The organism is Ruegeria sp. BHSB064, assembly GCF_059613205.1.
Genome location: NZ_JBXWSB010000164.1, coordinates 1 through 8087 on the forward strand (window position 1 = coordinate 1; position 8087 = coordinate 8087).

The following is an 8087-nucleotide window of genomic DNA, read 5'->3' on the forward strand; positions in this document are numbered from 1 at the left end:
GGTGCCGCGATTGCTGTCGATCCGTCGCTGGCGATGGAGACCTATTTTGTGCCGCAGGGCATCTCGGCTGACATTATCGCCACCGAGTATGGCTTCAGTCGTGATGATGCTGACGCGCTGGCCGTAGAATCGCAGAAACGTGCCGCAGCCGCCTGGGACGACAACCGCTTTGAAAAATCAGTTATCACCATCAAAGATCAGAACGGCCTGACCATTCTGGATCGTGACGAATACATGCGCCCCGGCACTGACATGCAGAGCCTTGGTGCGCTGAACCCGTCCTTCCAGATGATGGGTGAACAGATGCCGGGCTTCGACAAGGTGGCGATGATCAAGTACCCGCATCTGGAACGGATCAACCATATCCACCACGCGGGCAACAGCTCGGGGATCGTGGACGGTGCAGCGGCTGTTCTGATCGGCAACAAGGAATTCGGCGAGAAATACGGCCTCAAGCCGCGCGCGCGCATCAAGGCAACTGCGAAGATCGGCACCGATCCGACCATCATGCTGACCGGCCCGGTGCCGGTGACTGAGAAGATCCTTGCTGATAACGGCATGAAGATCAGCGATCTGGACCTGTTCGAAGTGAACGAAGCATTTGCCTCGGTCGTGCTGCGCTTTCAGCAGGCATTCGACGTTGATCCGGCCCTAGTGAACGTGAACGGCGGCTCGATCGCGATGGGGCACCCGTTGGGCGCAACTGGTGCGATGATCATCGGCACACTGCTGGATGAGCTTGAGCGTCAGGACAAGGAAACCGGTCTGGCAACGCTCTGCATCGCGTCCGGCATGGGTGCAGCAACCATTATCGAGCGGGTGTGATGCCCAAGCTGGATCTTTCTCAGATCCCGTTCAAGGGCGGCTCGTCTTATCCCGGCAAGCTGGCCGAGGCGGTCGGAGGCCGTTTCAACCAGGGCGTTGGAGATGCAGGCGGGCTGACCCAGTTCGGGGTCAACATCGTGCGGCTTGAACCACAAGCTCTGTCCTCGCTGCGTCATTACCACATGGAGCAGGACGAGTTTGCAATCATGCTCAGTGGCACATGCGTGCTGATCGACGACGATGGTGAGCATGAGATGCGGCCCGGTGATTGCGCCGCGTGGCCCGCTGGTGAAGCCAACGGCCATCACCTTGTGAACAAAACCGATGCGCCTGCGACCTTTCTGGTGGTGGGCACTCGGACCCCGACCGAGACCTGTTTTTACAGCGACTTAGACATGATGGTGAAGGATGACGGGAACACCTTTACCCGGAAAGACGGCAGCCCGCTGACGGCTGACCAGATTGGAGATGACAATGACTGATTTCACTCTGAGCAAGGACGCAGACGGCGTCGCCTTTGTAACCTGGGACGCCCAGGGCAAATCCATGAACGTGCTGACCCGCGAGGCGTTTCAGGAGGTCAGCCAACTGATCGATCAGGCCCTGAACGATGATGAGATCAAAGGCATCGTCATCACTTCGGGCAAAGAAGGTTCGTTTGCAGGCGGCATGGACCTGAACACGCTGGCTACCATCCGCCAAGAGGCGGGCGAAGAACCGGCGCAAGCTCTGTTCGACTTCGTGATGGGTGGTCACCACATTCTGCGCAAGCTGGAATTGGCGGGCATGGACCCCAAGACCAAAAAGGGCGGCAAGCCGATTGCCTGCGCAATCAACGGCACATGCGCCGGGATCGGGACTGAAATCGCTCTGGCGTGTCATCACCGCGTCATGACCGACAACCCGAAATCCAAGATCGGTCTGCCGGAAATTCTGCTGGGTATCTTCCCAGGTGGCGGCGGCACAATGCGCTATAGCCGCATGGTCGGTGCAATGGCTGCCGCTCCGGTGCTGCTGGAAGGTAAGATGATGGACCCGAAGAAAGCCAAGGGTGCGCAACTGATCGACGCAGTTTCTGATGATCCGGTTGCCGCAGCCAAGGAATGGGTTCTGAGCGCCAAGGATGCGGATCTGGTCAAGCCTTGGGACGCCAAGGGCTACAAGATGCCCGGCGGCGCACCTTACCACCCTGCCGGCTTCATGACCTTCGTGGGTGCAAGCGCAATGGTCAACGGCAAGACACAAGGCGCCTTCCCGGCGGCAAAGGCTTTGCTGAGCTCGATCTATGAAGGGGCTCTGGTTGACTTCGACACCGCCCTGAAAATCGAGGCGCGGTGGTTCACCAATGTCCTGATGAACCCGTCGTCATCGGCGATGATCCGGTCGCTGTTCCTGAACAAGGAAGCGCTGGAGAAAGGCGCCGTGCGTCCCAAGGATGTACCGGATCAGCGCGTCAAAAAGGTTGGCGTTCTGGGCGCGGGCATGATGGGGGCCGGTATCGCTCTGGTCTCGGCGCAGGCCGGGATGGAGGTTGTTCTGATCGACCGTGATCAGGAAGCCGCAGACAAGGGCAAGGCGTATAGCGAAAGCTATATGGACAAGGGCATCAAGCGCGGCAAAGCCACGGCTGAGAAGAAAGAGGCCCTGCTGGCGCGTATCACCGCCACCCCCGATCTGGAGCAGTTGAAAGGCTGCGATCTGATCATCGAGGCCGTGTTCGAAGATCCCGGCGTGAAAGCCGAGATGACCAAGAAGGTCGAAGCGATCATCCCCGAGGATTGCATCTTTGCCTCGAACACCTCGACGCTGCCGATCACGGATCTGGCGAAAGCCTCAGTGCGGCCCGAACAGTTCATCGGTATCCACTTCTTCTCGCCAGTTGAGAAGATGTTCCTGGTCGAAATCATCAAGGGCAAGGAAACCGGGGATCGCGCAGTGGCGAAGGCGCTGGATTATGTCCGTCAGATCCGCAAGACGCCGATCGTGGTCAACGATGCGCGCTTCTTCTATGCCAACCGCTGCATCATTCCGTACATCAACGAAGGCGTGCGGATGATTGCTGAAGGTGTGAACCCCGTTCTGATCGACAACGCCGCACGTCAGTTGGGCTTCCCGGTTGGGCCGATCCAACTGACCGATGAAACATCGATTGATCTGGGGGCCAAGATCGCCCGCGCGACCAAGGCGGCGATGGGCGATGCCTATCCGGACAGCCCCTCGGATGATCTGATCTTCTGGATGGAGGAGCAGGGCCGACTGGGTCGCAAGGCCAATGCGGGCTTCTTCGATTATGACGACAAAGGCAAGCGCGTCGAATACTGGAAGGGTCTGCAAGACAAATACCCGCACGCCAAGGACCAGCCGGACCTGATCGAAGTGCAGGAACGTCTGATGTTTGCACAGGTTCTGGAAGCGGTGCGCGCGTTGGAAGAAGGTGTTCTGGAAGACATCCGCGAAGGTGACGTGGGTGCGATTCTGGGCTGGGGCTTTGCCCCCTGGTCGGGTGGCCCGCTGAGCTGGCTGGACATCATCGGCACACCCTATGCCGCCGAGCGGTGCGATCAACTGGCAGAAGCCTATGGCGAGCGCTTTGCCTGCCCACCGCTGCTGCGTGAGATGGCGGAAAAAGGTCAAAGCTTCTACGGTCGCTTCAATCCCGCAGCAAAAGCTGCTTGATCATGTGATACAGGCGCGGAAGAGCCCGCGCCTGTATCGTTTTTGTCAGTGTTTGGTTAGATCTGCCATTCGGGCCGCAGGAACAGAACCGGCGCGTTGGGACGCCCCGGTCGACCCGGCCGCCTGACCCCAGATGGCGGGCGGATCGGAAATATCGGGTCCTGTGGGATGGGTGCAGGCAGTGCACCCAATGGGTTTGCAAGGGCCGACATATCACCCTTGATTGCAATGGAATTGGCCAGGTCCGCAGCGGCTTCGTCGTCTGCCACCGCGTAACTTTGCGTGTGCAGCGACCCGCGCATCGAAAAACGACCCGAAGGGCAATAGGCTTGTAAGCCGCCTTCGACAAAAATCACCTGATCCTCGTCGAAAAACAGTGAACAGACTTCAAAAGACGATCCCGGTGCTTGCGACATCAGACGACCAGCACCGCTCAGCACGCGCGCGGGCACCACGGAAACCCCGTCATTTTCGGCATCGATTTTGGACAGGGTCAGCGCCATGCCCTGTTCGGGCATCAGCCAGACAGGCCGTCCGTTATACGCGGCGCGGGCTGGTACAAATACAGGCAGGTATTCGTCCCGTCGCTCGTCTGCCGGGATAACCACCACGTTGGTTGAAATGCGGCGCACCTCTTTGAAACCATGGTCCAGTGTGCGGACAAGATCACCAACAGCGATCCGTTCGACCGGTTTCCAACCACTGGTGGTCGCGACTTTGGTGCCTTTCAGAAATCCTCCGCGGCGTGCATTCACCGCTTGGTTCAGGTTGGTTGGATCACCGTCAGGCGTTTGATTCAGATAAACAGAAATACTCGTAACTTCAGACACGTGCCGAACCCCCTTTGGCACAAATTGATTTGTCTAAGTGCTAGCACTAAAAATGAAGACCGTCTTATTTCCGACATAATTACGCCCGATTTGGGCTGATTTTGCCTTATGTTCCGGTGTTTTCGTAAACACTCTCGCCAAATGAAAGGGCTTTATTGCGTAATCTGAAACGTAAAGCGGGTGTTCTTGGTTCGAATCCAGGCCATTCAGTGTAACCAGAGCGTCAGGCCATCTCTTGCAACGACGAAGAGCGTCTGGCCCGCCATCCAAGCAATGCCCCTGCCGCTGCTATCAAGACAATGCCCGAAACTTGCAACGCACCGATGGTCTGTCCCAGAGCGATAAATGCAAAGAGCGGACCAAAAATCATGACTGAATACTCAAAGACCGCCACATACGACGGTTCTCCAACCTGATACGCCTTGATCAGCATGAAGACCGCGATTGTTGACCCCACAGCCTGGATGCCTATCCAAAGCATCGCGGGTCCGAAGGCCCAAACCCAACCCCGCGTGACAAAACCATCTGGTCCGTCAGGGGTTTCAACGGGAACAACCGTGAAGGCGATGACACCAATCGCCCCGGCAATGGCCAACGTGGTAACCATTGCCGCCAACATTGCCACTGTACTTTCGTCAGAGCACATCGAACGTGTCAGGATCGAACTCAGCGCATAGAAAAACCCTGCAGCAACCGGCAAAAGCGTACGGGCATCAAAGTCAGTCGGGTTTGGCTGAAGCACCAACAGAATACCGGTAAAGCCCATCAGAACGGCCAGGATGCGCCAGGGACCAATCGCCTGCTTGAGCGCAAGCGCCGAGATCAGCAACACAAAGATTGGCGACGTGAACAATCCCGCCAGTGCTTCTGCAATTGGCATCATCGACAACGAGGCGAAGTAACACAGCATGGCCGTCGTCATCAGAATGCTGCGTAAAATAACAGCCCCCCAACGACGTGGGCGCAATCCACCCAGCCCCAGAACAGACAGACCAACGATAAGTGGAAACATCAAAAGCGCGCGGGTCAGGTGGAATTGCCACAAGCCAACCGTTTCCGCCAACAGAACCACCACATTGTCGATCACGCCAATGATCGCCATGGCACCGACCATCAAGCCCGAGGCCAACACCGGTGAAGTTGTTGGATGATCCTGCATGTAAGCGCCCCAATTGCGATCAAAGATCGGCGGTCCCAGTCCTGTTCGGTATCCAGCACATTTCGGAATGACTGCGCAACAGGTTTGCGCCCTACGAATGCACCATGCTAAGCTGTGGCAAAACAAATCTGAGCAGACCCCACTAAGATGACGGCCCTGAAAAAGTACCAGCGGATCGAAGCCACCGGTCTGTGGCGTCCCTCGCCCGATGAACAACGGCGAGAGGTCGTGGTATCGATCGGCGAAGCCACCCTGACGATCTCTGACTTTAATGACAGGGCTTTGACCCATTGGTCTTTGGCTGCCCTGGAACGACAGAACCCCGGCACTTATCCGGCCATCTTCAACCCTGACGGCGACCCGGACGAGACGTTGGAACTGGCCGAAACCGAGACCACGATGCTGGACGCCATCGACCGGTTGCAGCGCGCCATAGACCGCGCGCGCCCGCATCCCGGTCGTCTGCGGTGGTTGAGTGTTGGGGGCGTGGTTGCTGCGGTTCTGGCCCTTTTGCTTTTTTGGCTTCCCGCTGCGCTGCAAAGCCACGTCGTCTCGGTTGTGCCTCAGGTCAAACGACAAGAGATCGGGGAAACTATTCTGCACCGAATTGAACGTGTTTCCGGGCGCGCCTGTTCTTCGGTCGATGCGCAGGCTTCGCTGGATCGGCTGGCCAAACGCACTGGTGTACGGCAGATCATCATCTTACCTGCAGGCGTTCAGGACAGTCTGAGCCTTCCTGGCGGTACGGTTCTTTTGAACAAATCGCTGGTGGAAGACTATGAAGACCCTGCCGTGGCAGCAGGTTATGTGATTGCGGAACGCGCCCGCATGGAACAGACGGACCCGCTGGATGATCTTTTGGATCGAACAGGTGCATCGTCGGCCTTCCGTTTGCTGACAACTGGCGGGCTGACGCCTGCCATCATAGACAGCTACACCGAACAAGTCGTGTCAGAACCTCGGCCTTCGCTTTTGGATGACCAGCTTCTGGCTGTCTTTGCACAAGCCGCCTTGCCCTCCACACCTTATGCGTATGCGCGAGACATAACAGGTGAAACAGTCCTGGGGTTGATCGAGGCGGACCCGATGGCAGGTCGCACCCTTGAACAGGTCCTGCCGGACCGCGACTGGGTCCGGCTTCAGAACATTTGCGGTGAGTAATCGGGCTTACTTAGTGCCGAACATGCGGTCGCCCGCATCGCCCAGACCCGGCATGATATAGCCTTTCGAGTTCAGCTCGCGATCCAAAGCGGCGGTCACGATATGCACATCCGGGTGTGCTTCTTTCATACGCGCCACACCTTCGGGTGCCGCCAGCAGGCAAAGGAAGCGGATATCCGTTGCGCCCGCCTCTTTCAGAAGGTCAATGGCGGCGGCAGAGCTGTTGCCGGTGGCCAGCATCGGGTCAACGGCAATGACCAGTCGGTCCTTCAGCCCTTCGGGCGCCTTGAAATAGTACTGAACGGGTTTCAGCGTTTCTTCGTCGCGGTATAGACCCACGAAACCAACACGTGCTGAAGGCACCAGTTCCAGAACGCCATCCAACATCCCGTTTCCAGCGCGCAGGATTGACACAAGCGCCATCTTTTTGCCCGCCAGAATAGGCGCGTCCATCTCTTCCATCGGCGTTTCGATATGGCGTGTGGTCAACGGGATTTCGCGCGTGACCTCGTAGGCCAGCAAAAGCGTAATTTCGCGCAGCAACTGCCGAAATTCAGCTGTTGAGGTGCCCTTGTCCCGCATGAGCGTCAGTTTGTGTTGCACCAGCGGGTGATCGACGACGGTCAGATGTTCGCTCATGATGTCTCCAGTCTTTTCTTGACCCGCGCGCGGGTGTCTTCATCGCAAAAAGCCGCATTTAGGGCCGTCTCATTCAGTGCCGCAAATTCTTCGGCCTCCCAGCCGAAAGCTGCGTTCAACATCTCATATTCCCGCCGCATGGTCGTGTGAAAAAATGGCGGATCGTCTGTTGAGACCGTGACCTTCACACCCGCGTCGCGCAAGGCCGCAATCGGGTGGGCCGCGAAATCAGGGAAGAGGCCCAGAACCACATTCGAGCCCGGGCAGACCTCGAGCGTTATGTCGCGGTCGACCAGTTCGCGAACAAGGTCAGGGTCTTCGATGGCGCGGACGCCGTGACCGATGCGCTCGACCCCCAGATCGCGGATGGCATCACGTACGCTTTCAGGACCACCGAACTCACCCGCATGAGTGGTCAGACGCAGACCGGCTTCGCGAGCGCAATCGAAAGCCCATTTGAAATCGCCCTGCACACCGATGGATTCGTTTCCGCCCATACCAAATCCGGTGATCCAGTCGCCTGCGGTCTCAGCTGCACAATGGGCGCTGTGCTTGGCCTGTTCGGGACCGAAGTGTCGCACGCAGGTGATGACGCCTCTTAGGGTAATGTCAAACTTGCGCTCCGCCTCGTCCGCGGCATCCTGAATGGCGTTCAGATAATCCCGCCAGGCGTGCAGATCGCCGCCGCCACAGAAATCGGGGCTCAGAAAAGTCTCGGAATAGACCACGCCGTTTTCCGCGCTTTCTTCCAGAATGGCCAAAGTGAGCCGCCGAAAGTCTTCGGGTGTTTTCAAAAC

General features: G+C 57.8%; 8 protein-coding genes. 4 read left to right on the forward strand and 4 right to left on the reverse strand.

All coding sequences use genetic code 11. From position 1 onward, the window contains the following. From AC2FNU_RS22625 to AC2FNU_RS22635, 3 genes are all read left to right on the forward strand, one after another. On the forward strand, positions 1 to 825 hold an 825-nt coding region (locus AC2FNU_RS22625), incomplete at its 5' end, for an acetyl-CoA C-acyltransferase (RefSeq protein ID WP_496792988.1). Next, positions 825 to 1307 (forward strand): cupin domain-containing protein, encoded by a 483-nt coding sequence (locus tag AC2FNU_RS22630; RefSeq protein WP_496792989.1) that lies wholly within the window; start codon positions 825 to 827, stop codon positions 1305 to 1307. The genes AC2FNU_RS22625 and AC2FNU_RS22630, both read left to right, overlap by 1 nt. Further along, the gene (locus tag AC2FNU_RS22635; protein ID WP_496792990.1) at positions 1300 to 3501 is read left to right on the forward strand and encodes a 3-hydroxyacyl-CoA dehydrogenase NAD-binding domain-containing protein; all 2202 of its coding nucleotides are present in this window, start codon (positions 1300 to 1302) and stop codon (positions 3499 to 3501) included. Before AC2FNU_RS22630 ends, AC2FNU_RS22635 begins: the two co-directional genes overlap by 8 nt. Before the next feature lie 56 nt (positions 3502 to 3557). Here the strand turns inward: AC2FNU_RS22635 and AC2FNU_RS22640 are convergent, their stop codons facing one another. Next, positions 3558 to 4331, reverse strand: a complete 774-nt coding sequence (locus AC2FNU_RS22640; protein ID WP_496792992.1) for a Hint domain-containing protein — start codon at positions 4329 to 4331, stop codon at positions 3558 to 3560. A 223-nt stretch (positions 4332 to 4554) separates the two neighbouring features. Next, on the reverse strand, positions 4555 to 5490 hold the full coding sequence (locus AC2FNU_RS22645) for a DMT family transporter (RefSeq protein ID WP_496792994.1): 936 nt from the start codon (positions 5488 to 5490) through the stop codon (positions 4555 to 4557). Positions 5491 to 5637: 147 nt separating this feature from the next. Between AC2FNU_RS22645 and AC2FNU_RS22650 the strand changes: the two genes are divergently transcribed. Continuing rightward, positions 5638 to 6651 (forward strand): hypothetical protein, encoded by a 1014-nt coding sequence (locus AC2FNU_RS22650; protein WP_496792996.1) that lies wholly within the window; start codon positions 5638 to 5640, stop codon positions 6649 to 6651. 6 nt (positions 6652 to 6657) lie between these two features. On the opposite strand, the gene upp is transcribed toward AC2FNU_RS22650, so the two are convergent. Both upp and add read right to left on the reverse strand, forming a co-directional pair. Next, the gene (upp, locus tag AC2FNU_RS22655; RefSeq protein WP_171177569.1) at positions 6658 to 7290 is read right to left on the reverse strand and encodes a uracil phosphoribosyltransferase; all 633 of its coding nucleotides are present in this window, start codon (positions 7288 to 7290) and stop codon (positions 6658 to 6660) included. Next, positions 7287 to 8087 (reverse strand): adenosine deaminase (gene add / locus AC2FNU_RS22660; protein WP_496792998.1); only part of this gene is annotated, 801 nt, incomplete at its 5' end. The genes upp and add, both read right to left, overlap by 4 nt.